30 protein-coding genes are annotated in these 26,511 nt (G+C 53.8%); 4 read left to right on the plus strand and 26 right to left on the minus strand.

Annotated features, from left to right (window positions below; all coding sequences use genetic code 11):
- Window positions 1-19: 19 nt before the first annotated feature.
- Both rpmF and IPJ68_03735 read right to left on the minus strand, forming a co-directional pair.
- On the minus strand, window positions 20-223 hold the full coding sequence (gene rpmF, locus IPJ68_03730) for a 50S ribosomal protein L32 (GenBank protein QQR78168.1): 204 nt from the start codon (window positions 221-223) through the stop codon (window positions 20-22).
- Between the two features lie 120 nt (window positions 224-343).
- Window positions 344-1,099, minus strand: a complete 756-nt coding sequence (locus tag IPJ68_03735; GenBank protein QQR78169.1) for a ribonuclease HII — start codon at window positions 1,097-1,099, stop codon at window positions 344-346.
- Window positions 1,100-1,867: 768 nt separating this feature from the next.
- Between IPJ68_03735 and IPJ68_03740 the strand changes: the two genes are divergently transcribed.
- Window positions 1,868-5,347, plus strand: a complete 3,480-nt coding sequence (locus IPJ68_03740; GenBank protein QQR78170.1) for a DNA polymerase III subunit alpha — start codon at window positions 1,868-1,870, stop codon at window positions 5,345-5,347.
- Window positions 5,348-5,394: 47 nt separating this feature from the next.
- The gene (locus tag IPJ68_03745) at window positions 5,395-6,351 is read left to right on the plus strand and encodes a tRNA dimethylallyltransferase (protein QQR78171.1); all 957 of its coding nucleotides are present in this window, start codon (window positions 5,395-5,397) and stop codon (window positions 6,349-6,351) included.
- Window positions 6,352-6,404: 53 nt separating this feature from the next.
- Here IPJ68_03745 and IPJ68_03750 read toward each other — a convergent pair whose 3' ends face one another.
- The 15 genes from IPJ68_03750 to secE all read right to left on the minus strand — a co-directional run bounded on the left by IPJ68_03750 (window position 6,405) and on the right by secE (window position 16,197).
- Entirely contained in the window at window positions 6,405-6,764 is a 360-nt protein-coding gene (locus IPJ68_03750; protein QQR78172.1) for a hypothetical protein, read from the minus strand.
- A gap of 79 nt (window positions 6,765-6,843) precedes the next feature.
- Window positions 6,844-7,440, minus strand: coding sequence for an alpha/beta hydrolase (locus tag IPJ68_03755; GenBank protein ID QQR78173.1), 597 nt, complete (start codon window positions 7,438-7,440; stop codon window positions 6,844-6,846).
- Between the two features lie 2 nt (window positions 7,441-7,442).
- A complete protein-coding gene (gene gatB, locus IPJ68_03760) occupies window positions 7,443-8,918 on the minus strand; it encodes an Asp-tRNA(Asn)/Glu-tRNA(Gln) amidotransferase subunit GatB (GenBank protein ID QQR78174.1) in 1,476 nt (491 codons plus the stop codon).
- Between the two features lie 69 nt (window positions 8,919-8,987).
- Window positions 8,988-9,440, minus strand: coding sequence for an NUDIX domain-containing protein (locus tag IPJ68_03765; protein QQR78175.1), 453 nt, complete (start codon window positions 9,438-9,440; stop codon window positions 8,988-8,990).
- Window positions 9,441-9,452: 12 nt separating this feature from the next.
- Window positions 9,453-10,007, minus strand: a complete 555-nt coding sequence (locus IPJ68_03770) for an AAA family ATPase (protein ID QQR78176.1) — start codon at window positions 10,005-10,007, stop codon at window positions 9,453-9,455.
- Window positions 10,008-10,016: 9 nt separating this feature from the next.
- Complete coding sequence (locus IPJ68_03775; protein ID QQR78177.1) at window positions 10,017-10,508, minus strand: dihydrofolate reductase; 492 nt, start codon at window positions 10,506-10,508, stop codon at window positions 10,017-10,019.
- Between the two features lie 17 nt (window positions 10,509-10,525).
- Window positions 10,526-10,969, minus strand: coding sequence for an NUDIX hydrolase (locus tag IPJ68_03780; GenBank protein ID QQR78178.1), 444 nt, complete (start codon window positions 10,967-10,969; stop codon window positions 10,526-10,528).
- On the minus strand, window positions 10,966-11,976 hold the full coding sequence (gene thyA, locus IPJ68_03785; GenBank protein QQR78179.1) for a thymidylate synthase: 1,011 nt from the start codon (window positions 11,974-11,976) through the stop codon (window positions 10,966-10,968). Before thyA ends, IPJ68_03780 begins: the two co-directional genes overlap by 4 nt.
- 9 nt (window positions 11,977-11,985) lie before the next feature.
- Window positions 11,986-12,573 (minus strand): HDIG domain-containing protein, encoded by a 588-nt coding sequence (locus tag IPJ68_03790; GenBank protein QQR78180.1) that lies wholly within the window; start codon window positions 12,571-12,573, stop codon window positions 11,986-11,988.
- 14 nt (window positions 12,574-12,587) lie between these two features.
- Window positions 12,588-13,154 carry a dCTP deaminase gene (gene dcd, locus IPJ68_03795; protein QQR78181.1) on the minus strand — a complete coding sequence of 189 codons (567 nt, stop codon included), beginning with the start codon at window positions 13,152-13,154 and terminating at the stop codon, window positions 12,588-12,590.
- Window positions 13,155-13,189: 35 nt separating this feature from the next.
- Window positions 13,190-13,873: a CYTH domain-containing protein gene (locus tag IPJ68_03800; protein ID QQR78182.1), complete on the minus strand. Its 684-nt coding sequence runs from the start codon at window positions 13,871-13,873 to the stop codon at window positions 13,190-13,192.
- 128 nt (window positions 13,874-14,001) lie between these two features.
- Window positions 14,002-14,691 carry a 50S ribosomal protein L1 gene (gene rplA, locus IPJ68_03805; protein QQR78183.1) on the minus strand — a complete coding sequence of 230 codons (690 nt, stop codon included), beginning with the start codon at window positions 14,689-14,691 and terminating at the stop codon, window positions 14,002-14,004.
- A 158-nt stretch (window positions 14,692-14,849) separates the two neighbouring features.
- Entirely contained in the window at window positions 14,850-15,275 is a 426-nt protein-coding gene (gene rplK, locus IPJ68_03810) for a 50S ribosomal protein L11 (GenBank protein ID QQR78184.1), read from the minus strand.
- A 163-nt stretch (window positions 15,276-15,438) separates the two neighbouring features.
- A complete protein-coding gene (nusG, locus tag IPJ68_03815; protein QQR78185.1) occupies window positions 15,439-15,984 on the minus strand; it encodes a transcription termination/antitermination protein NusG in 546 nt (181 codons plus the stop codon).
- A 24-nt stretch (window positions 15,985-16,008) separates the two neighbouring features.
- Window positions 16,009-16,197, minus strand: coding sequence for a preprotein translocase subunit SecE (secE, locus tag IPJ68_03820; protein QQR78186.1), 189 nt, complete (start codon window positions 16,195-16,197; stop codon window positions 16,009-16,011).
- 183 nt (window positions 16,198-16,380) lie between these two features.
- On the opposite strand from secE, the gene IPJ68_03825 reads away from it, so the two are divergent.
- Together IPJ68_03825 and IPJ68_03830 are read left to right on the plus strand one after the other, a co-directional pair.
- A complete protein-coding gene (locus tag IPJ68_03825) occupies window positions 16,381-16,581 on the plus strand; it encodes a hypothetical protein (protein ID QQR78187.1) in 201 nt (66 codons plus the stop codon).
- 5 nt (window positions 16,582-16,586) lie between these two features.
- Window positions 16,587-17,855 (plus strand): glycosyltransferase family 2 protein, encoded by a 1,269-nt coding sequence (locus tag IPJ68_03830; protein QQR78188.1) that lies wholly within the window; start codon window positions 16,587-16,589, stop codon window positions 17,853-17,855.
- Between the two features lie 77 nt (window positions 17,856-17,932).
- Here IPJ68_03830 and IPJ68_03835 read toward each other — a convergent pair whose 3' ends face one another.
- The 9 genes from IPJ68_03835 to ligA form a co-directional block, all read right to left on the minus strand.
- Window positions 17,933-18,469, minus strand: coding sequence for a hypothetical protein (locus IPJ68_03835; GenBank protein ID QQR78189.1), 537 nt, complete (start codon window positions 18,467-18,469; stop codon window positions 17,933-17,935).
- Between the two features lie 98 nt (window positions 18,470-18,567).
- Window positions 18,568-19,086 carry a hypothetical protein gene (locus IPJ68_03840; protein ID QQR78190.1) on the minus strand — a complete coding sequence of 173 codons (519 nt, stop codon included), beginning with the start codon at window positions 19,084-19,086 and terminating at the stop codon, window positions 18,568-18,570.
- A 135-nt stretch (window positions 19,087-19,221) separates the two neighbouring features.
- Complete coding sequence (tnpA, locus tag IPJ68_03845) at window positions 19,222-19,668, minus strand: IS200/IS605 family transposase (GenBank protein QQR78191.1); 447 nt, start codon at window positions 19,666-19,668, stop codon at window positions 19,222-19,224.
- Window positions 19,669-19,999: 331 nt separating this feature from the next.
- Entirely contained in the window at window positions 20,000-20,920 is a 921-nt protein-coding gene (locus IPJ68_03850) for a DHH family phosphoesterase (protein ID QQR78192.1), read from the minus strand.
- Window positions 20,917-21,813 (minus strand): DMT family transporter, encoded by an 897-nt coding sequence (locus tag IPJ68_03855; GenBank protein ID QQR78193.1) that lies wholly within the window; start codon window positions 21,811-21,813, stop codon window positions 20,917-20,919. The genes IPJ68_03850 and IPJ68_03855 overlap by 4 nt, the downstream gene beginning before the upstream one ends.
- A 26-nt stretch (window positions 21,814-21,839) precedes the next feature.
- Window positions 21,840-22,376: a hypothetical protein gene (locus tag IPJ68_03860; protein ID QQR78194.1), complete on the minus strand. Its 537-nt coding sequence runs from the start codon at window positions 22,374-22,376 to the stop codon at window positions 21,840-21,842.
- Window positions 22,377-22,518: 142 nt separating this feature from the next.
- Entirely contained in the window at window positions 22,519-23,979 is a 1,461-nt protein-coding gene (gatA, locus tag IPJ68_03865; GenBank protein QQR78195.1) for an Asp-tRNA(Asn)/Glu-tRNA(Gln) amidotransferase subunit GatA, read from the minus strand.
- Window positions 23,980-24,091: 112 nt separating this feature from the next.
- On the minus strand, window positions 24,092-24,373 hold the full coding sequence (gene gatC, locus IPJ68_03870) for an Asp-tRNA(Asn)/Glu-tRNA(Gln) amidotransferase subunit GatC (GenBank protein ID QQR78196.1): 282 nt from the start codon (window positions 24,371-24,373) through the stop codon (window positions 24,092-24,094).
- A gap of 32 nt (window positions 24,374-24,405) precedes the next feature.
- Complete coding sequence (gene ligA, locus IPJ68_03875; GenBank protein ID QQR78197.1) at window positions 24,406-26,505, minus strand: NAD-dependent DNA ligase LigA; 2,100 nt, start codon at window positions 26,503-26,505, stop codon at window positions 24,406-24,408.
- Window positions 26,506-26,511: the final 6 nt, after the last annotated feature.

The raw sequence follows: 26,511 nt of genomic DNA on the forward strand, positions 1-26,511 counted from the left end.
CTAAAGCAAAAGACTGCCCTTAGGCAGCTTTTGCGGTTTTCATTTTTGGAGTGGTCTTCACAACCTCGCGTCCCTTGTAGTGGCCGCACTCTTTGCAAGCCCGATGTGGGAGGACTTCCGCCTGACACTTCGGACACTTCGCGGTAACCACGGGAGTAAGTTCGAGGAATTTGCGCGCTCGGTCGCGGCGATGATGGGTATGTCGTTGCTTGGGGAGAGCCATAGACGAACAGTTAGCGAGTCTACCCTGAGCTCAGTCGAAGGGTAGGTCTGACGAGGAATTAGCGTTTAGGGGATAGCGTGTAACGTATAGAAAAAGCCTCTGCAAGGCTCTGCTAGAGTATCAGATCGGTCGCTTCTTGGCAATACTGGGCCGTTTCTTGGGCTGGAGATCGCGGGAAAACCGCTGATTGACCGTCTCGGGATTGGCCAGCTGGACTGGACGGAAGCTTTTCCGGTGAATCGGGGTCGGCCCGTACTTTCGGAGGGCTTCCATGTGCTCCCGCGTCCCATAACCCTTGTGCCGGGCGAAGCCATACGCCGGATATTCGTGGTCAGCGAGGATGATGAGCCGGTCGCGCGTCACTTTGGCGATGATGGACGCGGCGGCAATCGACTTCACCAGTCCGTCGCCATCGACAATCGCTTCTTGTGCTAGGGAAGTATTTGGAATCTTCTGATTGCCATCTATCAATAAAACAAGTTTCTCTTCCCCCTTGATTCCTAACTCTTGATTCAAGATTCTCCGCAATTCAGATATTGCGGACCGCATCGCCAGGAACGTCGCCTGAAGGATATTCACTCGATCGATCGTCTCGGCAGAAATGATCCCCACCCCGATATGGAATTGATCTCGTACAAAGAGATACGCCTGTTCGCGCTGTTTTTCACTAAGTTTCTTCGAATCCCGCACCAACTTCCATAGTTTCTCATTTTCTTCTTTCTCGAGATTCGAAATCCGAGATTCGAAATTTTTCAGCAAAACTGCTGCCGCCACGACCGGTCCAGCCAAGGGTCCCCGCCCGGCCTCATCGATCCCAATCGGGATTAGGCCCTGTCCAGTAAGCCTCTTTTCATATTCAAAAGTCGGGAGTTGCATATATCAATGTCTCTATCGTAGCACCAAAAAATACCAGTTATAAGCCGTTTTACGTGAGTATTGACACACTGCCGTCAATAAGTTATCGTATACTGTCCTTGAAATTCGAGGGCGAGTTCTTCCAACTGTCGGAGGTGGAAATGAAAAATCCGTTTCGAAACCCGTTCTTTGTGATTCTCCTCATCATAGCAGCTGTCTTTACTAGCTTGCTCTGGGGCAGCCACTACGTCGTTCTTTTGTTTACCGACTCAAGCGCTACCGCATGGCTGGTCATCCTAGGAGTCCTTCTGATCGTCCTGGTTCTCATACGGTTTCGCAGGACCAGACTCTTGACGCCACACGAGGCTCAGGACAGGTTACTGAAAATTCTGGAACCTCCAGACTTTCGTAACACTCACCCAAAGAGCACGAGCAACAAGCGTGAAGAACCACCCGGCCAATAAACCACCAAGCCCCCGAGAGCTGCCCGACCAAAATCCGGCAGCTTCTTTCTTTCCTTCATAACTGATAGACTGAGATCAGTTAACTTCCCTGCGGAGTCCAGAGCGCGAGCCGGATATTTGAGGGAACTCTACCGCTATGATGGAACTCTTCCACAATCGTCGCTGCACCCATCAAGTTTGATTGGTGTTTTTATTTTCTGAAATTTTCAATTTACAATTCTCAATTTTCAAACAATGACGCAATTTTTGGATTCTCCAATTGAACACTTGATCTATTTGGAAATTGATTGAAAATTAGAAATTGATAATTGGAAATTGCATTCCTATGTCCTTCACCCATCTCCACGTCCACTCACACTACACGCTCCTCACCGCGCTCCCGACACCGGATCAGCTCATTCATCGTGCAAAGGAGCTCGGGATGACATCGCTCGCGCTCACCGATACCTCGGCGCTCTATGCCGCCGTCGAATTTTACAGTCATGCGAAGGAACTCGGGATTAAGCCCATCCTCGGCGCCGAGATCTGGGTGTCCAAAGACCTCCACAGCAAGAACAACACCGCCGAAGACCGCCGCCGCAATCAACTCGTCCTCCTGGTGAAAAATGAGACAGGGTACAAGAACCTGATGAAAATCATCTCGATTGCGCAGCTCGAGGGCTTCTACTACAAGGCGCGGGCGGACAAGGACCTCCTCCGGCAGCACCACGAAGGCCTCATCGCGCTCTCTGGGTCGCTCCAGGGCGAAGTGCCGGCCGAGACGATTTATGGCAATGTGGAACGCGCCAAGACAATCGCACTCGAGTATCAGGAGATCTTTGGCCCCGGCAATTTCTACCTGGAAATCCAACCGCACCTCGACTACGAAAACCAGATGGTCGCGAACCAAGGGCTGATCCAGATCGCGCGCGAGACCGGTATCCCACTCGTCGCGACGAACGATGTCCACTATATCCACCCCGAGGACGCCGAGACTCAGGACGTCCTCCTCGCCATCCGTGACAACAAACGTGTGACCGACACTGAGCGCTTCAGCATGAAGGCGTTCGATCTCTCGTTCCGCAGTGAATCCGAGATGCGTGAACTCTTCCACGACATCCCCGAGGCCGTCGACAACACAGAAGTGATCGCCGCGCAGTGTGACTTCACACTGAAAATGGGCGAGAACCAGCTCCCCTCTTTCCCTCTGCCTGCCGGCACCAGCGCGGACGCCTACCTCCGTGAACTCTGCAAGGCTGGACTGACCAAACGCTATCCCGGCGAAACGATCACGCCAGAGCAAGAGGAACGTATGAACTATGAATTGTCCGTCATCGAAAAGACTGGCTTCGCGTCTTACTTCCTCATCGTGGCTGACTTCGTGAACTGGGCCAAGGACAACGGCGTCGTCGTCGGTCCGGGCCGCGGTTCGGCCGCTGGTTCGTTCGTCGCCTACCTCACGGGTATCACCAACCTCGACCCGATCAAGTACAATCTCCTCTTTGAACGCTTCCTCAACCCGGAACGCATCTCCATGCCGGACGTCGACATGGACTTCGCCGATACGCGTCGCGAGGACGTGCTCAACTACGTCCGACAGAAATATGGTGCTGATCATGTCGCCCAGATCATCACCTTTGGGACCATGGCCGCCCGCGGCAGTATCCGCGATGTCGGCCGGGCACTCGGCATCCCGCTTGAGCTCTGTGACCGAACCGCCAAGATGATTCCGATGTTTACCTCGATCGAAGAAGCGCTCGAAGGTGTGCCGGAATTCCAAGCCCACTACAACGGCTCGGCGGAAGTGAAGCGACTGGTCGACGCCGCGAAAAAAATTGAAGGTCTGGCCCGTCACGCTTCGATGCATGCCTGCGGTGTCGTCATCACCAAAGACCCCGTCACTGAGTACACGCCGCTCCAACGCGTGGCCGGCGGTGTCGATGCCGTCGTCACCCAATACGCTGCTTCAACCAAAGCCAACGCCGTCGAAAAAATCGGCCTCCTGAAGATGGACTTTCTGGGACTCAAAAACCTGACTATCATCGAGAACACACTCAAGATCGCGAAGAAGATCGGCAAGGAAGTACCCGACATCGAAAAGCTCCTGCTCGATGATGCGGCCAGTTACAAAGTTTTGCAGGATGCACATACGACAGGCGTCTTCCAGCTCGAATCGACTGGCATGAAGCGTTATCTGAAGCAGCTGAAACCGACTGTCTTCGAAGATATCATCGCGATGGTCGCCCTGTACCGCCCGGGTCCGATGGAGTATATCCCCGACTTCATCGCCGGCAAACACGGCACCCGTGAGGTGAAGTACCTGCATCCCCTGCTCGAGCCGATCTTGAAGAACACCTACGGTGTTGCTGTCTACCAGGAACAACTCATGCAGATCGCGCGTGATCTCGCCGGTTTCACCCTCGGCGAAGCGGATGTATTGCGGAAAGCCGTCGGTAAAAAGATCAAAGAGCTCGTCGATGGCCAGCGGGTGAAGTTCGTCGAAGGCTGCGAGAAAACTGGCGTCGGTCGCGCGATCGGCGAAAAAGTCTTCGCCTTCATCGAACCATTCGCAGGCTATGGCTTCAACCGCTCCCACGCCGCTTGTTATGCGCTCATCGGGTATCAGACCGCGTACTTGAAGGCTCATTTCCCCGCCGAATTCATGGCTGCGCTCCTCACCAGCGACCAGGGCGATACCGACCGTATCGCCATCGAGGTCCGTGAGGCACGCGAAATCGGCATCGATGTCCTTCCACCAGATGTTAATGAGAGCTTTGACACCTTTGCTGTCATCAAGGGCGACGACAATCAGGAGCATATCCGCTTCGGATTGAATGCGATCAAAAATGTCGGCACCTTGGCGGCAGAGGAAATCGTCGCCGAACGCAAACGTGGTGGCAAGTACACCTCGCTCGAAAACTTCATGGAGCGAGTCCAAACCAAAGATCTCAACAAGCGTACAATCGAAGCCCTCGCCAAAGTTGGCGCCTTTGATTCACTCTCGGAACGCCGAACCGTGCTCGATAATCTCGACGCCATCCTCACTCATGGTCGCGAGCTCCGCACACTGAAAGCCACCCATGGTCAAAGTCTCTTCGGCGATATGCCGCTCCCAGAGATGAGAATCCCCTTGAAAGAGACTATTCACTCAACGAAACGTGAACGACTCGCCTGGGAAAAAGAACTCCTCGGCCTCTACGTCACCGATCATCCGATGACTGAATATGCTGAGTACCTGAAAAAAGCTGCTACCGAGATTGGCCGTCTCGAAAAAACACCGGACGGCAAGCGGGTCACGGTGGGCGGCGTCATCACGAGCGCCCGAAAATCGCTTTCAAAATCAGGTCAACCGCTCTACTTCGTCACCATTGAAGACATGACCGGCCGCATCGATATCCTCGTCTTTGGCAAGACAGCCGAACGCGTCGCAGGACTCTTGAACGAAGACGAGATCGTCATGATTGACCTGAAAGTCGCACGCAAAGACGGGTTGCTCCGGCTCGCCGCCGATGATGTGCGCCGCATGGATATGGAGACGGTCGCTGGCTTTGACCGCGTGACGAAAACCCATGAGAAATACCAGCACGGCAAAGCAGCAGAACCACGGTTGCCCAAGGTCTGCCTCACTATCCACTGCGCGGATACGGCCGACTCACGCCTCTTCGATGAGATCGGTAAAACGCTCCGTCATCTCCCACCTGGCCCGGTCGGCGTGACACTGCGGCTCCTCGGACAGACTATCGCCACTTCATTTTCCATCGAACGGACCGATGAGACTATCCAAATGCTCGCCGCTCTGCCCGGAGTGACCAAAGTTGAAGGGTGACCGCCAAGCCTTCCCGAAATCCAGTATCTAGGATATACTCATCGCTTATGGAAAAACCACCCATCATCGTCATCGTCGGGCCGACTGCTTCCGGCAAGTCCGCCTTGGCCATCGCTCTCGCACGAGAGCTTGGTGGTGAGATCGTATCCGCTGACAGCCGCCAAGTCTATCGCGGTATGGATATCGGCACCGGCAAAGTGCCTCGCGACAAAGGAGCGAGGCATCCTGAGCGTGTCGAAGGATCTGGTAAGAATAATGCACTGCCCTTTTACTCTCAGGGCATTCCTCATCACCTGATCGACATCGCCAATCCGAAAATCGAATACAATGTGTCTCACTTCCTCGCTGATGCAACGAAAGCGATTGTCGACATCGAGGCGCGTGGCAAACGTGTAATCATCTGCGGCGGCACGACCTTTTGGATCGAAGCGCTCATGTTGGGCTTGCCGATCCCCAAAGTTGTACCCGATCAAGTCTTCCGCGAGAAGTGGGGCAAGAAGGACGCTGGTGAACTCTATGGTTACCTGAAACGCCTCGACCCCGAGCGCGCGAAGACGATTGATAAGAAGAACAAGCTCCGACTCCTCCGGGCCATCGAGATTGCCAAAGCCCTCGGCAAAGTCCCTCCTCTCTCACCTACCAGCTACCAGCTACAAGCTACCCGCTATATTGTCATCGGCCTCAATCCACCCGTCGAGGAATTGAACAAGAAGATCCGCGAACGCCTCATGGGGTGGATGAAAGCTGGCCTTGTCAACGAAGTAATAAAACTCAACCGCAGCGGCATCTCTTATGAGCGTTTGGAATCCTTTGGACTGGAATACCGCGCTGTCACGAGATACATCCAGAAGAAGATCACTGATGCCGAGCTCTATACCAATCTCCCCTACGACATCATCCACTATGCCAAACGCCAGCGCTCCTCGCTCCGCCGCCTCGAAAAGCAAGGTATCACGATCCATTGGATCGAAAACATACAACAGGCTATGAGTCTGGTGAAATGAAAACGTGCCCTCAGCCGTTTGGCTTGGGCACGGTGGAACATCGATGACTACAGCTAACCATCCTCCCGGTTGCGATAGGCAATCACTTGATCACGATAGGCTGGAAAGTCTGGGTCGTAGGCAATGCCACAACACCGGCAGGAACATGCCACCCGCTCGCGCATCGGATTCGATGCATCAAGCCTTACTTCCTCTGGTGAACAGGCGAGTACGAACTCAGAAATGTACTGAATTGAACCACCACAACCTTTATGCTCGCCGACGACCAACGTCACTTTTTCCGATTGCTGTCGCTCGCGGCGCTTGCGCTTTGCCTCGGCGGCAGCAAATTCCTCCTGCCACCGAGCAACGGCATCCGGCGAAACAGGTTCGGCGAGAAATTTCAGATCTACTTCCGTAGTATCCTCTGACATCCTGTTCTCCTCCTGATATGGGATGATTCCCAACCCAAACCTACACTCAAAGCCGGAATATTACAAGCCTAATCCGATCCTATGTAAGTTGGTGAATATCCTCAACAAGTTCGGGAAATTCCTCCTGGAGAAAATGGCCTCTATCTTTGAAAATACGAACCATCGCATTCGGCAAGTCGAACTGGTACGCCGCGAAATCCGAAAACGGAACGATCGGATCATCCTCACTCTGGTAAAGGTGAATGGAGACACCCGAGGTAGCAAGTCCTTTGAGTCCATCTTCGATCGCGAAATCAGTAAGTGAATACTCCTCACTGTCTTTATACGGCGATGCAACCAGAAAGAGCGCTTTTAATTTTTCAAACGCTCGCTCCTCAGAAAAATATTTAGCAAGGAATACGCCGCCGAGCGAGTGTCCGACGAATATCGTTTCACCAGAAAGAAGCGGGAGAAGCTTCTCGAAAATGATCTTCCACTCGAGATACTTTGCATTATCCAAACACGGCATACGAAGTGATAAGACTTCATATTCGTCGCCAAGGGCAGAGCCGAGTACTGACTTCCACCCTTTCCCCCTCAGGCGTTCCAAATCAATCGTACGACCACGAAGTGCTACGAGATACTCGTCATACGTATCAAACGTATGGGCGCCGCCAATGACTACTACTTGTTGCATACTTAGACCGCCAGTTTTTTCACCAGCAGCTCTTTCGCCACGCCTGGATTAGCTTTCCCTTTCGTTTCCTTCATCACCTGGCCGACCAGGTACTGGAGCGCATTCTGTTTGCCGGCTTTGTAGTCAGCGACTGACTGGACATTGTTCGCCAGGATAGTATCGACAATAGTTTCAAGTTCGCCCGCATCACTCATCTGCACGAGATTGAGCCGCTCAATGATATGCGATGGATCATTGTCCTCGCCCTGGTACATCTCGTACAGAACCGTCTGAGCAGCACTCGAGTTGATCACTCCATCAGCAACGATGGTGATGAACTCGGCATAGTTTTCTGGCGTGATGACGAACTTCTCGATCGCCACCCCCGTTTCAGACAGATGTTTCCTGACTTCGGTGATGAAATAGTTGGCCCCGAGCTTCACTAGTTTGGACAGTTCGGCTTTCGTCTCGCCAGCGTCTTGCTTGGCACCGAACTCACTCACGACCGCCTCAAAATACGAGGCGACCTCTTTGTCTTCGGTGATAATGTCTGCATCCGAGTCCGACAAGCCGAATTCCGTCATGAAACGAGTTCGTTTCGCATCTGGCAACTCCGGCAAAGACGCTCTCAACTGCTTGATGTACTCACCAGAAAAATCAAACGGCGGGATATCCGGCTCAGGGAAATACCGGTAGTCATGGGCTGATTCTTTCTTGCGCTGGGAGACAGTTGCGTTCCGATTTTCGTCCCAACCGCGAGTTTCCTGCACGATCTTTTCGCCCCGCTCGAGTGCCTCCGTCTGGCGGACGATCTCATACTCGATCGCGCGTTCGACCGCCTTGAATGAATTGATATTCTTCACCTCGACTTTGGTCCCCGACAAGCGGTCTGCCCCGGCCTCATGCAGTGAGATGTTTACTTCGCAGCGCATCTGCCCCTTCTCCATGTCAGCATCCGAGACGTCGAGATAGCGGAGGATCTGTTGCAGTTTCTGACAAAACGCGCGGGCGTCTTTGGCCGTGCTGAAATCCGGCTCCGTCACGAGCTCCATGAGGGGCAGTCCGGCGCGATTGTAGTCGACGAGCGTATGGTCCGCTCCGGCCGGGTGCGTCAATTTTCCGGTATCTTCCTCCAAGTGGATGCGAGTGATATTGAACGGTTTGCCATCGATCTCCATCGTCCCCCGCCCGCAGAATGGCTCATCGAATTGTGAGATCTGATACCCCTTCGGCAGATCCGGATAGAAATAGTTCTTGCGGTCGAATTTCGAGTGGAAACTGAGTGCACAATTCAGCGCCAGGCCGACTCTCTGAACCGATCGGATTGCTTCCTGATTGGGCACCGGCAAGGCGCCCGGCTGCCCTGTGCAGACATGGCAGATGTGGACATTCGGTTCGGTCTCGAGCCCGAGGCCATTCGCGCAGCGGCAAAACATCTTGGAAGCAGTTTTCAGCTCCGCGTGGACTTCCATGCCGATAGTCGGTTCATATTGTGCCATAGTGTTACTCTGATTGCTTAGTGTACTCTGCGGCAGCCCAGGCGTCCAGCGGGCTCTGTGGCATAACATTTATGCACTCGACTCCATCGTCTGCTCCGGTCTGCCATATTCGGGCAATATGCCCAATTCGTGGAAAAGTTTTGTGCTGGGCCGCGTGAAGAGATACGTTCCCAGATCGCCACGATCGATCCAGCGGATTTCAGTGATATCGTCAGCCGCCCGCGTTGTTTCGGAAACACACCGTGCCCAATATACCAAGAACACATAGTGTGTCATCACGCCATGCTTATTTGGCTCATAGTCTTCATCAAAGGAAACACGCCTGACCTCGGCAAGTTCAATCCCCGCTTCCTCTCTAATCTCTCGGCGTAAGGCCTCCTCGCAGCTCTCTTCACCCAACTTCACCCCGCCACCGAGCAAGTGCCAGGTATTCGGGTACGGGCCGATGTCCCGTGGCTTCTGGCCGAAGAGATACTTCCCGTCTTTCTCGACAATCGCCGTCACGATAACGCGAGACTCCATAGCGAGTTGAAATCAAGACTGTCCAATTCGACCGACCGCGCGATCCAAAGCGGCGTGCAATTCGGAAATCTCACCTTCATTCACAATCATGAAATCAGCCAGTGCGATTGGCGTCCCCTGCGTAAGTCGATTAAGTTGCGCCCAGTCACGCTCTTCGGATTCTTGGAGTGTTAGTGGTCGCTCGGGTCGGGTGAGAAGCCGTTGATGACGAATAGATGGCCGCGTGTGGATTGCGATGGTGAGAAAATCATCTTTAAAACGATCTTTGAACACTCGATATTCTGGCGCACTATAAAAACTTTCAAGGAGAATTACTTCTGCGTCGAGTAGGGCCTCAACTTTCTTTACTGCCTCGCGAGCATAATAATCATCACCGTGCAGGTTACGGAGATCCTCGCGCACCAATCGCTCATTCGCCTGATTGCGTTCAAGTCCCCGTCGTTCCATCTCGTCAAAGGTCGGCTGAGCGAAATAAATCTTCGGCCACTGATACTTTGTCATCAGATATTCGATCGCTTCTGATTTCCCGCCTCCTGGCATTCCGAGCACCGCGACAATTTTCGGCATAGACGTTCGTTAATTCTTTTCCAATGTGAGGTACGTCAGACGGTACCCAGATTCTTCAAAATCCTCCGATGTCACCACTGTTCCGAAGGATGCCGCATACTCCGGGAAAAAAGCGTCCCCGTCTATTATGGCGTGGACCACCGTCAGATACAAGCGGTCAGCCTGGGACAAGGCTTCAGTATAGATCTGTCCGCCACCGCAGATGAACACCTCCTCGGTCTCGATGGCCCGCGCCCGCTCAAGTGCTTCAGCTAAGCTCCCGACAACGACACACCCCGGGATCTCGCGGCCTGTGTCGCGGGTGATGACGATATTGGTCCGACCCGGCAGTGGCCGCCCGATGGACTCGTAAGTCTTCCGCCCCATGATGATCACATGTCCGAGGGTGCGTTCCTTGAAACGGCGCCAGTCATCTTTCAAATGCCACGGGATCTTGCCAGCATTCCCGATGACTCGGTTTTCAGAGATTGCCGCGATGATGCTGAGACGTGGTGTAGGCATATCCTTCGAAAAGTCCATTACTTCTTCAACGCAACACTATATCCTCTATTGATCGCTTTCTCTATATTCGGAAGAAGATTCCCAAGCGATCCTACATCATGTATGTTCGTCCACTGTGGACTCGTCTCCCCTGAACCCCTGAGATCCCCCACATAGTGAGTACAAAGGTATGCATCCATCGTGAAGTGCTTCACTCCCTCTTTCTGTTGAATACGCGCTTCATACTGACTGAGAAAGATCATGTCTGTAGATGAGGCAGTAAGCCCAGTCTCTTCTTGTAATTCACGTACGCCGGCATCGATGTTCTTTTCTCCGACTTGAACCCTCCCAGCCGGAAGACCAAATGTCCCTGTCACATGATGTGCGCCTGGTAAATGTTCTACCAAACAGACTAGCTCAGGGTTATCATTCTTAAAAACAACTACGGCTACTGTCGGAATAATAGCCAATTCCTCGCTCATAACTTATTTTGCTTTTCCTCTTCTTCCTGTTTTCCCTTCAGATACGCCTCCCAGTTCTTCGAGCGCAGCCCGCCCGCTACCTTGAGCTCGGCCTTGATCGCCGGATGTGGATCATAGCCCGAGAGGACAGCATGTTCCGGTCGGAAGTCATCGATGTCCTTCACACTCGGATCGATAGTGACGGTCGGGAAAGGCCGCGGCAGACGGCTAAGCTGCTCGCGTGCCTGATCCATGTGGTTCTCATAGACGTGCACATCACCCAACGTGTGGATGAATTCCCCTGGTTCGGTCCCAGTCGCCCGGGCCAAGACATGTGCGAGGAGCGCATAGCTCGCGATATTGAACGGCACACCGAGGAAGATGTCCGCACTCCGCTGATAGAGGTGGAGTGAGAGCTTTCCGTTCTTGATATTGCACTGATACATATTGTGACAAATCGGGAAACGTGCCGCCTCGTCCGGCTTCGCCATCGCATACAGGTACTCGGGATTCCAGGAATTGACGAGGGTGTTGTGCGCATCCGGGTCCTCGCGGAGTTCATTCACCAGCCAGCGGACCTGGTCCACGGTCCGGCCATCTTTGGCGGGCCAGCGGCGCCACATTTCGCCATAGATATGCCGCAAATTACCATGCTTTTCGGCGAAGTCATCATCCGCCACGAGCTTGGCTATGAACTCTTCCTTTGTCATTTCCGGTTCAGTCCCGGCCGCCATCTTCTCTCGATAGATCTTGTACGGGTAATCATCCCAGATGTGTACATTGTTCTCGGCTAGGTACCGCACATTGGATTGGCCCGAGAGGAACCAGTACAGCTCGTACAACAACCCCTTCCAATAGACTTTCTTGGTTGTCAAAAGCGGAAATCCCTCAGACAAATCAAAACGAATCTGCCGGCCGAAAAGACTGTACGTTACTGCATCCGTTCCCTTGTCCTCCTGCCTGACGCCTTTGTCCAAGATTTCCTGCACCAGGTCGAGATACTGATATTCCGGGTGTCTTTTTTCCATAGTTATTTCTTAGGACGAATGAGCTACTCCATACGCATGCCAATCTTTTTCCATGTTTCTAAAGAGCGGTTCCCCCATCTTCTTACTCACAGCCAATTGAAGCTTGTCGAACTTCTCTAATTTTCTCTGGATAGAACTCTCGTGTCCTTCCCTGAAGGCCCATTCAATGTACAACATATATAGGCGTTTGTCTGAAGGGAACGCTAATACGTCTGCTTCCTTGATAATCTGCATTTCAATCCCCTCGTCCTCGAAGGCCACCAGTTTCTTCAATTTCTCAAGCCGAGGCCGAGATATATCCAACGTGCCTAAGAAAACCTCTGAAACGGGCAGATTAAAAGTCTCATGTTCGAGATGAAGCGTCTTTTCATCTGCCTTGTAGGTTTTCCCAATATCATGAAGCAGTGCCCCGACCGCGACCAAGAGTTCATCGCAAGCTACGCTTTGCGCGATCGTATGTGCTATTGACTCGACATTACAGGAATGATCATACATCACTGTCCAATCGTGGAAGCTAAAATGAGGATTCTCAATGAACGCCTGTTTCACAAAGCCCTTCACTTCTTCAACTATCTTTTCCTCATCACTTGAGAGCATACCGGCGCCTCTGATTATTTCTTTGACTTTTTTACGGTCCGCTTTTTCGCTACTTTGAAATTCTCCCAATTGTTCTTATTGAAGCGGCCAGTCTTGGCATAGTTCTGCTCGACCGGACTCGTCAGTCGGGAAAACACGAGCTGAGCGATCTCCATCCCCGGCCGAAGGATGATCGGCATACGGTTGATATTGGAAAGTTCAAGTGTGATGTTGAGGAAGTGCCCGGGGTTGATGAGCCCAGCCGTATTGTGCACGACGAGACCGATCCGCGCCAGGCTCGACTTGCCCGAAATCTGGATGAGGAATTCGTCGCTCCCGACAAAGTCGCGCACCTTGCCGAGTACTGTCTCGCCCGGATAGAGACAAAATGGCTCGCCGTCTTTCACGTGGTGTTCTCTCGTCTTGGGAAAAATCTTCTTCACCGGATCGATGAGCAGCGTATTGTACACGTCCGTCACGATGAAATCATTGTCGAGGATCACATCATAGCTCGCCGGCGACAACCGGGCCGAATCGAATCCCTTGATGATGATACTCCCATCCTTCACAGCCTTCTTGATATCGACGTCAGAGAGAAACATACACGTTTCAGGGGTTAGAGATTAGGGTGTTCGGACTATGAGAGAGTAAAGATCTTTTCTGTGCCGTAGTACTCCGGCCAGTGCTCATTGTAAAAGGCGAACATGCGCTCCAGACGATCCTGCGGCAATTCTTCGGCCCCGAGCTCGGACATGAGCGCCCGGATTCCGTCGCGCGCTGCTTCAGCTTCCGCCGGTGTCGCGACCATGCGTTCGAATTCTGCCAGATACCCATAGCCCGCATTGCGATCGAGACAGACGACTGTCCCATCCGCGAGCGTATATTCTTCACGGTCACGTGACCACTTTGCCTGATACGCAAAGCCTGCATCGAGCAGCACCTGATCGAGCGCGGTGATATCGAGCCCAGGGACTTCTTCCTCGAATTCGATCCGGAGGAGTCCGTTGGAGCTCGTCGTGTCATCGATCGACGCTTTCAAGACGAGGAGTGCCTTACCGTCATTGTACGTCCGCGTCCGAACGGAGTGCTGCTTCCCCTCGGTCAGGATGTGGCGCAATTTTTCCTGTTTCACCTGATCGAAATACCCCTTGAGGCTTTCAAACAACTTCTCCACATCACCTGGCAAGAAGTAGTGATTGAGCTGTGAACTCTGCCCTTTTAGCGTGGCCGCATACGGTGCCACACTGATTTTCTCTCGCAAGCGGTCAGCCACCGTCTGCTCACCGAGGAGCGATTTCACTTCGACTTCGATTTGGTTCATAGCATCCAGAAATGGCTGATTACTCCCCTAGTTTACGGCACAAAAAAGGCTCGGTCAAACTGCCCCACGCCCAAGAAAAAACCCCGCCCAGACGAGTCAGAGCGAGGCTTTTCGCGGTCTGATGATGGCTATTTCGTGATGCGCAGTCCGGGGCCCATGGTCGAGGAGAGCGTCATCGAGAGGATGAAACGACCCTTCAGTCCTTCCGGCTTCCCCTTCTGGATAGCATCGGTGAACATGGCGATGTTCTCCTCGAGGGCGGCCGCCGTGAAAGAGAGCTTGCCCACTACCTGGTGGATGTTGCCCGAGTCATCGTTCTTGTAGCTCGCCTTCTTCCCCTTCTGGAGCATTTCCACTGTCTCAGCGATTTTCTGTGTGACGGTCTCGTTCTTGGGGCTCGGCATCATGCCTTTCGGTCCGAGGATCTTGGCGACCGTCGCAAGTTTCGGCATCATCTCCGGTGTCGCCAGGACGAGGTCAAAATGCGTCCCAGGATTCACCTTTCCCTCCTTGATTTGCGCGACGAGCTCTTCGCCTCCGGCGAGCGCCGCACCTGCGTCCTGGGCCTCTTTCAGTTTGGTACTGGTCACCACCGCGACTTTCTGCGTGCGGCCGGTGCCATGCGGCAAGACGACCGTCCCGCGCACGTTTTCATCGTTCTTCTTGGCCGAGATGCCCAGCTTGAAATGCATCTCAACGCTCTCGTCGAACTTGGCTGTCTTGTGGGCCTGGAGGAACGCCACCGCCTCAGCGATGGTGAACACCTTTCCCTCTTCAATTTTCTCTGCCGCCGCTCGATATTTCTTCCCGTGTTGCATATGTTTGGTAGTGGTCTACGAATTACCTCAATCTGAGACTATTCTCCCACCTGATTATGTAATTACAATTGAATAATGAATTATGAATCTAGAATAAAGAAAGGTCCGATCTTTTAAACCCATGATTCATACTTCCTGATTCTTCATTCCATTCAGAATTACCCCTCAATCTTTATCCCCATCGAGCGAGCGGTGCCCTTGATGATCTGGATCGCCGCATCGACGTCGTTGGCGTTCAGGTCGGGAAGCTTCTTTTCGGCGATTTCACGGACCTGGGCCTCGGTGACGGATCCGGCCTTATCCTTCAGCGGGTTTGCGGCCGCCTTCTCGATTTTCGCTGCCTTCTTCAAGAGGTCCGAAGCCGGCGGCGTCTTCATCACGAATGTAAAGCTGCGGTCCTCGAAGATGGTGATCTCCACCGGGATGATGTCGCCCATCATCGGACGAGTCGCCTCATTGTACTTACTGCAGAAATCCTGGATGTTGAGCCCGTGCGGCCCCAAGGCCGTGCCGACTGGCGGCGCCGGAGTGGCTTTGCCGGCTGGGATCTGGAGCTTCACGATCGCTTTGATTGCCTTTGCCATAGTTGTCGTCGAGTCTGCGAGACGCTACAACTATGAGCATCCCGCATCCTTTTCTTAATAATAACCCCGTCATTCATCAGCCTGAGCCGCAGGCGTTTCCGAGAAGCTCACTTCCTGGAGAGACCATTCGGTGACGGAAAAGGTGCGGGGAGCCATTCGGTGACTAATCTTTTTTTATCTGCAGGAAGTCGAGTTCCACCGGCGTTTCGCGACCAAAGATGGACACGAGTACCTTCACCTTGCCCTTCTCATCGTCCACTTCCTGGATCTTGCCTTCGAAGTTCTTGAACGGGCCGTCGATGATGCGGACGGATTCACCGATCTTCACATCGATCTTGTACTTCGGTTCGGCCACGCCCATGCGCTTCTTCAGCCCTTCGATTTCGGCCGGGTCGATCGGGGTCGGGGTGGTACCGAGACCGATGAAACCGGTCACATTCGGGGTGTTGCGCACCACGTACCAGCTGGCGTCGGTCACCACCATATCCACCAGGACATAGCCCGGATAGATGCGCTCCTCGACGACGACGCGCTTGCCAGCCTTGATCTTGATCTTCTTCTCCTTGGGCACTAGGACGTCGAAGATAAGGCTCTGCATGTCCATCGACTCGATACGCTGTTTCAGGTTACGCGACACATTGTCCTCGTACCCCGAGTAGGTGTGGAGCACGTACCAGGCGCGCCCATGATGCTGACTTTGCTTTGCCATATGGTTCGAGTGATTTTCGAGTGATTATTGGGTCAAGAGAAACCGTTCGACGAGATAGCTGAAGAGCGTGTCGAGCGCCCCGAGGAAAACAGCGACGGCGAAACTGATGACGACTACCAGGATGGTGTAGCGGACCAGCTCCTTCTGGGTCGGCCAGTTCACCTTCATGAGTTCGCCCTTGGCTTCCGAGAAGAACCGTATGATCGTATTCATGGCTTTTAAATGCCTTTTTCTGGTCTAAAAAAAGCCCCAAGGGCTTGTGCCTGAACTATAGAGGAAAACTGGGGGGCTGTCAATTCTAGAACGTACGGGAAAATCCCCTACCCAAATACCACTCTCTATCCTTGACAAAAACAATAAAAAAGGCTATTATGCTCCGTTAACTAAGCCCCACTCATGGCCCCTGCTGTCCAAATCATCGCTTCAGCTTTTCTCTTCTCCATCGGTCTCATCGGGCCCGAGAGTGTGTTCGCGACAACCGAGCCGAGTTTCACGTTCTCTATTCTCTCGCTGACCGCCCTCGTCCTCGGCACCCTCATCTTCGTCAGCTTCATCGTGAGCCGCATCGCGACCTGGATCATCAACCGACAAGCCTAACGCTCATGGCTACTGCCTACGGAGAACTCACCGCCGGACTCATCGTCATCCTCGGACTGCTGAATGTCTTCCGCATGGCGTTTTTCATGATCGGGTCGGATGTCTACACCGTGAAGCGCGCGCTCCGGAACCGCCGGAAGAAACGCATCACGTTCGGCCTCCCGACGATCTCGGTCGTCATCCCCGCCCACAACGAGGAGAACACCATCATCCGCACGATTGAGTCTGTCCTGAACGCCAAATACCCGAGCGAACTCCTCGAGATCGTCGTCATGGACGATGGCTCCACCGATCTCACCTACCAGATGGTCGAGCGCTACCGTCTCCTCGTCGATGGTCACTTCAAACTGGTCCGCCAGGAAAACGCCGGCAAGGCCCACGCACTGAACAACGGCATGCGCCATCACGCTACCGGCGAACTCATGATGTGTCTCGACGCCGACTCATCGCTCGACCCGGGCGCGCTCATCAATGCGGCGCGCTATTTCGTCGACCCGCGAGTCGTCGCGCTCTCGGCCAATGTCAAAATCCGCCCGAGCGGCACGCTCTTCAATCTGATCCAGGTCTTCGAGTACCTCGTCTGCTATCAGATGAAACGTGCGCAGACCGTCTTCAATATCGAGTACATCATCGGCGGCATCGGCTCGACCTTCCGCCGCTCAGCCTTGATCGAAGTCGGCTTCTACGACACCGACACCATCACCGAGGACATCGACCTCACCATGAAGCTCCTCCGTCTCGGCGGCAAGGACCACCGCGTCATCTATGGTTCGGATGTCATCGCCTATACCGAGTCCGTCCTCGACCTGGCCGGCCTCATCCGCCAGCGCTTCCGCTGGAAGTACGGCCGTGCCCAGACCTTCATCAAAAACCACCGCCTCTTTTTCGCGACCGAGCGCAAGCACTCGCGCGTCCTCACCTGGTTCTACCTCCCCTACGCGCTTTTCTCCGACCTCGCGTTCTTCTTCGAGCCGTTCATGGTGTCGTATATCCTCTACATCGTCGTGGCCTACGGCGACTGGGTCACGCTCGCGTCGGCATTCGTCGTCGTCGGCGGCTACCTATCGCTCAACATCCTCGCCGAAGACACGATTCCCGTCCGACAGAAATTCGCCCTCGCGCTCGTCGCGCCGTTCATGTATTTCTTCTTCTACCTCCTCAGCTATGTGGAGTACCTCGCGCTCATCAAGACCTATATGAAGTTCTGGGAGATCCCCGCGAGCATCCGCGCCAAGCAATGCGGCTGGACCCATGTCGAACGCGCCAAGGCCTAAGACAATTTGAATAAAGAAAAAGCCCGGTCGACAAGGATGTGTCGAACCGGGTTTTTGCACCCCGCAAGGCGGAGTGCTCAGGCGGCCAGGCCGAGTTCGGCCATGGTCACGATGCGCGCGGGCGTCTCGGCGAGTTTCGCCCATTCCTGTCGGGAGAGCACCCGCTCGCGCTGCGGGGCCTGGTCTCGGCCGACGAAGTCGCAGAAGAGCGGCAGAAAGAACGTGCCGATGACTTCCTGGCTGACATACCCCATGTAGGGCACATCGCCGCGGCGGAACTTGCCCCAGTGCTCGGCGATCTCGCGCTCCCCCGACAGCATGTTGCGCGGGATAAGGAAGTCCTTGGTGAACTTGCCACGGATGCGCCGCTGCGTCCGGGCGAGGCGGTTGATCTCGTCACGGATGACGGCGAGCTCGCGCTCGGCATGCGGGATGTCCTCGGGCTGGAGCGTCACGAGGAGCTCGGCGCGGCAGAGACCGACCATGCGGAGCATGCCCTCACGCGACCAGACCGGCCAGGACACGTCCTCGGGACCGGTGATGAAGTGGTAGTGGTCATCAGCCACGCAGTGATGGAGCCGGAAATATTTCTGGGATTCGTAAGGAACACGCATGAATTGCCTCCTTGGCAAACGGAATTTGGTGTCAAAAAAATAGCGCGATAGGTGCTATTTGTCAACTCAAAATAAGCTTGGCAGTCCGTTATTTTTAGTTACCTTACCTCTTCATCAAGAAATCTTTTCAAAAAATATATTCCCTTCTTGGTAAAGCTGTATTTATTATTTTCAGATTTTTCTATAAGGTTGTTTGCTACAAAAAATGAGACTGCGTCCGCTGGAATGTGTCTACTATCAAATGCCCAGCCGCCATTAATATAGCTACTAATGCCCTTGACATTACTCCTAAATATGCCCTTTTTTGAAATAGCATCATACTCATCGGAAAAGTCCGGCTCCAAAGCAGCGAGTATGGGTTCAGGAACACCAAGCTTAGAATCTCTAGTTTCTATTTCTTTGATAATACTTTTCAGAGATTCAATTTCCCGATCTTTCATTTCTACAGCGTTAAGAACTTTTTCTTCGTTAAGTAAGAGTTCCTTTCTTAGCTGGTTTGACTCCTCAATCGAAAGCAACCTCTTCCCCGTGATAACCTGCTTTTTATTATGCCTCCAAGTATCAAATTTTAAAGTAACCCAATAAACACCATTAGTAACAAAGGGCATCAGCAGCACAATTACAGCGGTTGAAGTAACTGGATAGAGAATTAAGAAATTCCATGTATTCGTATCGAGTGAAGATATATAGTCTATTTTTTCATTTCAACCACTGTGCACTGGAAGTGCACAGATTGGGATTAGATTGGAAATCTAGGAACTCGTCTCCTCGACCCGGAAACTATCTTCGGTCTCTTTCGATTCAAAATGGTGTTCGATATATTCCTTAATCATATCTTTGGTGACATTGCCGGCACTGACGACAAAGTAGCCTCTCGCCCACAGGTGCTGCCCCCAGTACTGTTTCTTGAGTGAAGGGTATTCCATCTGGAGTTGTCGGGATGTCTTGCCTTTCAGGTATTTGACCAGGGTGCTCGGAGCGGTCGAGGGGTCGACTGAGACGAGAATGTGGACATGATCAGGAGCAACCGCACCAGAGATGATCTCGACATTCTCTTCGATACAGATGCGCCGGATGAGGTCTCTGGCTCTTTGTCCAATCTCACCCTTCAGGACCTTGTAGCGGTACTTGGTAATCCAGGCGATGTGGAGTTGGATACTGAAGACGGAGTGGGAAGACTTTCGATATTCAGTGGTCATACTTTCAGTATATCGTACTGGAAGTTATCGCCTGAAGGCGAGGGAACTCACCCCCCCCCAAAGTGGGACCTTAGACCCAAACCATCGGAATCAACTAAAAATGTCACATATGGTATCTTCCAATTCCACACTAACCAGCTAACAATAAAGGCTCCATAAAAAGGACTATCCACTCTTTCATAGAGGATACCAGCTACAGATTTTCTTAACTCGGAAAGCATAGGCCACGCTTCAGAAAATATTTCAATATGTCCTAAGTGTAGTCAAATTCCGACTTGGTTTCAAAAAAAATGTCAATGGTAAGCTCCACCTAGATAGAAGAGCATCCTCTCTAAAGCTTCTGGAATTCTTTCAGTATCTCCTTGCGGAGCCAAGGGCGGTCAGATGAAGCATAGTCCCCTTCGAATTTCACACCCAGTCCCCGCTCGAACACACTCTTTAGCTCGGCGTTTTCACAGTAGAAATGATTCCGTCGTTCGGACAGGCTCGGGACACTCATGATCCAGTGCGGGTGACCAAAACTCTCGAGTGCTCGCTTCACCTGTTCGCTCTCCTTTTTCAGGAATGCTTCCCACGCCCAGAGTTCGAGCTGCCCGATCGTAAAGGGAAACGGCACCGCTGGTATCCGGAAGACTTTCGTATCGTCGATGATTGCTTGGACGACATCGCCCGTGACAGCCGCCTCCTGCTCGGCGAAATAGTCAGCGATCCAGTTGTCTGGCAGTCCCCCACGCTTCCACAGGGTGGCAAACGCGCGCCGGTCCCGCTCGTCCGTGATGATCGCACCAAAGTTCAGCGTGTTCGAGAGAATCGCCACCGCGAGGAGCCGCGCCGAGAGCTCGCTAATATCATCGGCCTTGCCGCGTTTCTCATACTCCTCCCAAACGAGCGTGGCGCAGGCGCCGATCGGTTCGATATGCGAGTGCTCGCCGAGTTTCTCCTGCCAGTGCGTTTCGAATCCCGGGTGATGATCGTACACCTCTGCGATAGTGCCCGCCGTTGCCGCATGGGCGATGTACTGCGGCTCGGACACATCCATGACTACGAACTCGGCCTCGGTCGTACTCGGCAAAGTCCGATACTCGAGTCCCCACGCGCGGATGGTACGAGTAACGCTATTGTTCAGCGCACCAGGGAAATACGCCTCGGCTGTCCGACCCTCGAGCCGGAGGAGTTCGGTGTACGCGATCACACATGCGACCGCATCGATATCCGCAAACGCCTGCCCCGTCGTGACGATCGTGTGTTTCATGCCGCTATCGGTTGTTTCTTGAAATCCCAGGCGCTCACGACCGACGCGAGGAAGATGATCACACCACCGACGAGCTCGGTCACGCTGAGCGCTTCGCCGTAGAGGAGGATGCCGAGGATCGCCGCAAGGAAAAGCTCGAGTGAGAGGATGACCGTGCCGATATTCACGTCGAAATTCTGGAAGCCGTAGAGGAGGAGGTAGTTCAGGAGGAGCTGCAACACCGAAAACGAAACGAGCGCGATGATTGCCTTCAGGCTCAATGCATGAACAGCGGTCTCATGTGACCAGAGGATGAGCACGGACGAACAGAGGGTGATGACGAGGAACTGAATGATGGTGACCGTCGTCTTGTCCGCCCCGGTCAGGCCCTTCCGTATCCCATTGCCGATCCCCTCACTCGCACCAGACAATATCGCTGCCAATGTGCCGAAACCAAGTCCGAGTGCGATGTCGGCGGACATGAATAGATATAGTCCGAAGAACGCGAGAATGAGTGCGATGATCTTCTGGAGACCAAGCTTTTCCTTGAAGACTGCTGTGCCGATGACGAGTGAGACAAAGATGCTCGCCGCGTAGAGCAGGAAAATTGTCGAAGCGATCTTTATCTCGATAATGGCTATGGTGAAGAAGACGATGATGGATGTCGATATGATGCCGAGGAGCACCGCCCGCAGGATCTGACTCTTCGAGAGCAGCTTGATCTTCCCAAAAACGAGACCGAGGGTGAGGAGGAAAACAAACGCGAGCCCCATCCGAGCAGCGACCTGCGCATAGGTACCGAACATCTCCGACAGAATGCGGACGAGCGGACCGAACGAAGCGTAAACCGCCGAACACGTAAAAAGGGCAGCCACGCCCTTGTATCGTTTGAAATTGAGACTACTTTCAATCATAAACAGGGAGTCGAGTTATGTCGGCCTCAGGAAAACAGCTCGAGCTCGATGAGGAGGCCTTTGTATTTTTCGAGGTAGTCCTTGGCTTGTTCGCGGTCGAGAGTGAAGGCGGGTTCGTTCACGATGCGGTTGCGGATGGCATGGGCCTCGGACAGGCCCTGATAGCTCTGGAGCTGGCCAGGGTGCATATTTGCCAAGCGCTCGGACATGTTTTCGCCATCAAAGCCGGACTCTTTCAGGAGACTATCAGCAAAGTGATCGGCTTCCAGGATGGCGACTTTGTAGTGTGACGGATTGTCGCTCTCCAGGCGACGCTCGACTGAGGCCCACTTGCCTGCGGCTTCATTCTTCCGGATGAGCGGACGAGTCGTGCCATAAATCTGCATCTTCAGGTTACCGGTCACGCCCCGCATGAGGACGAGCAAGACAACATCCGCGATCATGACCAGCGAATAGACGATGAGGAAAACCTTCAGTACCGTGAACAGGGCCGACTGAGTGATGATATTCCAAATAGCCGGCGCCATGCCGAGGACACCGAGAGCGTCGAATTCAGTATTCATATGGCTTGCCCCGTTACAAGCTTACGGAAATAAAGCGAAAAGGCGCGATCGAAAACTCACTTCTTGTAGTATAACCCAAAAACATCGAAACAAAGCTTATAACGGGGTGAATATTATAGCCGGATTTCGGATCTTTCCTCTGCTACAGACTCACCTGCTTGCCCGCCTGTTCGTATGCGTGGGCGAGATCGAGGACAGTCTGTTCTTCGAACCACTCTCCCATGAGCTGTCCGCCGAGTGGGAGCGCTACACCGTCTTCGACTGCCGTCCCGATGGGAAATGAGATGGCCGGGACGCCGACCAAGTTGGCCGTGACCGTATAGATGTCAGAGAAATACATCGTGAGCGGATCATCCGTCTTGGCCCCGAGTTTGAAGGCTGGCTCTGGCGCGGTTGGACAAAACACGGCATCGACGGTCGCAAAGGCATCTCGGAAATCCTTGCGGAGAAGCGAGCGGACGGCCTGGGCTTTCTTGTAGTAGGCGTCATAGTAGCCGGCTGAGAGCGCATAGGTACCGAGCATGATGCGGCGCTTCACCTCGGGGCCAAGGCCGATCTTGCGGGTGTCGAGATAGGTCTCGAGCAAGGTTGAGGTCTTTTCGAGCGAGTCCTCGGCATCATTCACCGACAGGCCATAGCGAATGCCGTCGAAGCGGGCCAGGTTGGAGCTAGTCTCGGACGGTTGGATGATATAGTACACCGGCAGCGCAAAACGGCTGTGCGGGAGAGACAACGGCACGATCTCGCAACCGAGCGAGCGAAAGGTCTCGATCGCCTGTTCACTCGCGGCCTTCACCCGAGGGTCAGGGATATCAGTGAAATACTCATGCGGAATACCGATCCGTTTCCCTCGCACATCCGGGTTGAGCTTGGTTTCGAAAGCCTCCTCTGGTCGATCCGCCGCGGTCGCATCGAGCGGGTCAGGACCGACGAGACGTGAGAGGACGATGGCGATATCCTCGACGGTCTTACCGAACGGACCGATCTGATCGAGACTCGATGCCATCGCGATGAGGCCCGAGCGTGAGACGCGGCCATAGGTCGGCTTCAATCCATACACGCCACAGAACGCGGCTGGCTGGCGGATAGAGCCACCCGTGTCCGAACCAAGCGCATAGACCGCCATATCGGCAGCGACGGCGACGGCTGACCCACCCGAGCTGCCACCCGGGACCCGCGTCGGATCGAGCGGATGTCGCGTCGGACCATAGCCACTGTTTTCGGTCGAGGCCCCCATGGCGAATTCATCCAGATTCGTCTTGCCGAGGATGACTGCGTGAGCGGCGCGCAGCTTCTTCACAGCAGTCGCATCATAGGTCGCAATGTAGTTGTCGAGGATTTTCGATCCCGCCGTCGTCCGCTCCCCCACCATCACCATGTTGTCCTTCACGGCACCAGGGATGCCCGCCAGGAGGCCGATCGTCTCGCCGCGTTTCACTGCCTGATCCACCGCCTCGGCTTCGCGCAGCGCCTCGGCTTCGCGCAGCGTGAGGAAGGCATGAAGAGTCGCATCGCGTTCCTGGATACGCGCAAAATACTCGGCGGTCAATTCTGTCGCCTTCTTTTCACCGCTTTGAATTCGATCGTGCAGTTCGCGAATCATATGTGACTAATTTACCACTCACCACTAACAACCAACAACAGAAATACTAAGTGCTCCTTCATAATCTTTACCATGCTGTATCTTTCGTAGTCTGTCGTTGGTTGTCGGTTATTCAGAACACCGATTTCACTTTGAAATAACTGTCCTTCTTGTCGGGGGCATTCTCCAAGATACGCGGCGCTTCTCCAGATAGCGAAGCGATATCTTCCGCTGAGCGGTCGGATTCAGGCGCCATGGACGTTTCGGTCGGCGCACCGGAAATATCTGCCTCCTTCAGCTCTCCGAACCAGTCGAGGACGGCGGAGAGGTCCCTCTGGAAATGCGACACTTCCTCGTCGGTCAGCCCGACACGGGCGAGGGTCGCAATTTTTTTCACTTCGTCAGTTGAGAGCATAGCTGAAATGCAGTGACTAGTTACTAGTTTACTTAGTTTTTAGTAACGATGAGACTTAAGAACTCTTCTTCGTTAAGAATTTTTACGCCGAGTTTTTTGGCATTGTCGTACTTGCTGCCGGGGTCGGTGCCCGCAACGACGAAGTCCGTTTTTCCGCTTACTGAAGAGCTTACTGAGCCGCCCAACTGCTTTATCTTACGCTTGGCCTCATCCCTTGTAAAGTTGGTTAATTCACCGGTAAGCACGAAAGTTTTCCCAACCAGCGCAGCATTTTCCAGCTTCACGTGTTCGGGAAGTATAGCTATGACTCCAGCTCGCTCCAACGCCTGAAACAATTTCGCGTTCCGCTCATCGGCAAACCATTCCGTGAGGCTCACCGCGGATTTCTCACCGATGCCATCGAGTGCGACCCACTCATCGATCGATAGCCCCTGAACGAACTCAAACAAACGCTCGGGCGTGATGGTCTTCGTTTTCACCTTGGTCGTGACAAATTTCGCGATAAGTTCGGCGGTCTCTTCCCCCACATGCCGGATACCAAGTGCGAAAATAAGACGCTCGAGCGGCACGCGCTTGGCCCGTTGGATCGACGCAGCGAGTTTCTCGGCGGATTTCTCAGCAAAGCGTTCCAGTGGTGCGATATCCCCCGGTGTCAGTTCGAAGATGTCGGCCAGATTGGCGATGAGGCCGTCCTCCATAAACTGTTCGACGATCTTCTCCCCCATCCCGACGATGTCGAGGCCTTTCCGCGACACGGCATGGATGATCACCTCTCGTTCCACTGCAAAACAGCTCGCATTCGTGCAATACAGGGCTGCTGAGAATTGCTTCTCGCCCGCCTTTTCCCCGATCACCCGGCGCTCGACTGGACTGCCACATTTAGGGCAACGAGTCGGCATCGTAAAGCATCTTTCTTTGCCGCTCCGAAGCTTTTCCATGACAGAAACGACTTCGGGGATGATGTCGCCCGCTTTCCTCACCACGACGGTGTCCCCGAGCCGGATACCGAGCCGGGCGATCTCGTCCGCATTGTGGAGGGTCGCCCGCGAGACGACTGTCCCCGCGAGTCGAACTGGAGTCAGATGCGCGACGGGGGTGAGGACACCGGTGCGGCCCACCTGGATACTGATATCCTCGACGATGCTCGTAGCTTCCTCAGCGGGGAATTTGAACGCGATCGCAAAGCGCGGCGCCTTCCCAGTATAGCCAAGCGTCTCCTGAAGCGCCCGACTGTTTGCCTTCACCACGATACCGTCGAGCATATACGGCAGGCTCTCACGTTTGTCATTCCATTCGGTATAAAAAGCCTCGACATCGTGGATGGACGCACATTTCCGAATATGCGGGTTGACCTTGAAGCCGATGGTCTGGAGCAAGGCAAGCTCATCGGCCTGGGTCGCCGGCAATGGCTCGCCAGAAATAATTTCGATATCGTAGATGAAGCAATCGAGTTTGCGCTCGGCGGTCACATGCGAATCGAGCTGACGGATCGCTCCCGCGGCGGCATTGCGCGGATTGGCAAAAAGCGCCTCACCAGCTTTCTTCCGTCCGGCATTGATGCGGTCCAGTTCGGATTTCGACAGCCACGCCTCGCCGACGACGACCATATCAACTGGCTTCGCGAGTCGGAGCGGCATACTCCGGATCGTACGGAGATTTTCGGTCACATCTTCGCCAATCAGGCCATTGCCCCGGGTTGCGCCGCGGACAAACTCGCCTTTTTCATAGGTCAAAACGATCTTGAGCCCGTCGATCTTGAGCTCGGCCATATACTCGATTGCCTCTCGCTCGTCCCCAGTCTCTTTGGCCAGAGTGCGGCGGAGCTTGGCATCCCACTCCACGAGTTCAGCGAGATCAAAGACATCATCAAAGGACCACTGGGCGACCGCGTGCCGGACCTTGCGAAATTCGGTGCGGGGTTCAGCACCGACGCGCGAAGTCGGACTGTTTGGGCTCCGGAGCGCAGGAAAATCATGCTCGAGCGACTCCAATTCACGGAACAGCGAATCATACGCCTCATCAGAAATCTCGGGCGTATCCAATACATGATACCGGTGGCGATGGTAGTCGATCTCCTGGACGAGCTTGACTATCCTCGCTTGAGCTGTCCGCTCATTCATCACTCCATCCATAGCCAC

The organism is Candidatus Moraniibacteriota bacterium (assembly GCA_016699425.1).
GTDB lineage: Bacteria > Patescibacteriota > Minisyncoccia > Moranbacterales > UBA1568 > SSEF01.

Coding starts and splice junctions, on each gene's coding strand:
- rpmF (QQR78168.1), bottom strand. CDS start 223: ATGGCTCTCCCCAAGCAACGACATACCCATCATCGCCGCGACCGAGCG.
- IPJ68_03735 (QQR78169.1), bottom strand. CDS start 1,099: ATGCAACTCCCGACTTTTGAATATGAAAAGAGGCTTACTGGACAGGGC.
- IPJ68_03740 (QQR78170.1), top strand. CDS start 1,868: ATGTCCTTCACCCATCTCCACGTCCACTCACACTACACGCTCCTCACC.
- IPJ68_03745 (QQR78171.1), top strand. CDS start 5,395: ATGGAAAAACCACCCATCATCGTCATCGTCGGGCCGACTGCTTCCGGC.
- IPJ68_03750 (QQR78172.1), bottom strand. CDS start 6,764: ATGTCAGAGGATACTACGGAAGTAGATCTGAAATTTCTCGCCGAACCT.
- IPJ68_03755 (QQR78173.1), bottom strand. CDS start 7,440: ATGCAACAAGTAGTAGTCATTGGCGGCGCCCATACGTTTGATACGTAT.
- gatB (QQR78174.1), bottom strand. CDS start 8,918: ATGGCACAATATGAACCGACTATCGGCATGGAAGTCCACGCGGAGCTG.
- IPJ68_03765 (QQR78175.1), bottom strand. CDS start 9,440: ATGGAGTCTCGCGTTATCGTGACGGCGATTGTCGAGAAAGACGGGAAG.
- IPJ68_03770 (QQR78176.1), bottom strand. CDS start 10,007: ATGCCGAAAATTGTCGCGGTGCTCGGAATGCCAGGAGGCGGGAAATCA.
- IPJ68_03775 (QQR78177.1), bottom strand. CDS start 10,508: ATGCCTACACCACGTCTCAGCATCATCGCGGCAATCTCTGAAAACCGA.
- IPJ68_03780 (QQR78178.1), bottom strand. CDS start 10,969: ATGAGCGAGGAATTGGCTATTATTCCGACAGTAGCCGTAGTTGTTTTT.
- thyA (QQR78179.1), bottom strand. CDS start 11,976: ATGGAAAAAAGACACCCGGAATATCAGTATCTCGACCTGGTGCAGGAA.
- IPJ68_03790 (QQR78180.1), bottom strand. CDS start 12,573: ATGCTCTCAAGTGATGAGGAAAAGATAGTTGAAGAAGTGAAGGGCTTT.
- dcd (QQR78181.1), bottom strand. CDS start 13,154: ATGTTTCTCTCTGACGTCGATATCAAGAAGGCTGTGAAGGATGGGAGT.
- IPJ68_03800 (QQR78182.1), bottom strand. CDS start 13,873: ATGAACCAAATCGAAGTCGAAGTGAAATCGCTCCTCGGTGAGCAGACG.
- rplA (QQR78183.1), bottom strand. CDS start 14,691: ATGCAACACGGGAAGAAATATCGAGCGGCGGCAGAGAAAATTGAAGAG.
- rplK (QQR78184.1), bottom strand. CDS start 15,275: ATGGCAAAGGCAATCAAAGCGATCGTGAAGCTCCAGATCCCAGCCGGC.
- nusG (QQR78185.1), bottom strand. CDS start 15,984: ATGGCAAAGCAAAGTCAGCATCATGGGCGCGCCTGGTACGTGCTCCAC.
- secE (QQR78186.1), bottom strand. CDS start 16,197: ATGAATACGATCATACGGTTCTTCTCGGAAGCCAAGGGCGAACTCATG.
- IPJ68_03825 (QQR78187.1), top strand. CDS start 16,381: ATGGCCCCTGCTGTCCAAATCATCGCTTCAGCTTTTCTCTTCTCCATC.
- IPJ68_03830 (QQR78188.1), top strand. CDS start 16,587: ATGGCTACTGCCTACGGAGAACTCACCGCCGGACTCATCGTCATCCTC.
- IPJ68_03835 (QQR78189.1), bottom strand. CDS start 18,469: ATGCGTGTTCCTTACGAATCCCAGAAATATTTCCGGCTCCATCACTGC.
- tnpA (QQR78191.1), bottom strand. CDS start 19,668: ATGACCACTGAATATCGAAAGTCTTCCCACTCCGTCTTCAGTATCCAA.
- IPJ68_03850 (QQR78192.1), bottom strand. CDS start 20,920: ATGAAACACACGATCGTCACGACGGGGCAGGCGTTTGCGGATATCGAT.
- IPJ68_03855 (QQR78193.1), bottom strand. CDS start 21,813: ATGATTGAAAGTAGTCTCAATTTCAAACGATACAAGGGCGTGGCTGCC.
- IPJ68_03860 (QQR78194.1), bottom strand. CDS start 22,376: ATGAATACTGAATTCGACGCTCTCGGTGTCCTCGGCATGGCGCCGGCT.
- gatA (QQR78195.1), bottom strand. CDS start 23,979: ATGATTCGCGAACTGCACGATCGAATTCAAAGCGGTGAAAAGAAGGCG.
- gatC (QQR78196.1), bottom strand. CDS start 24,373: ATGCTCTCAACTGACGAAGTGAAAAAAATTGCGACCCTCGCCCGTGTC.
- ligA (QQR78197.1), bottom strand. CDS start 26,505: ATGGATGGAGTGATGAATGAGCGGACAGCTCAAGCGAGGATAGTCAAG.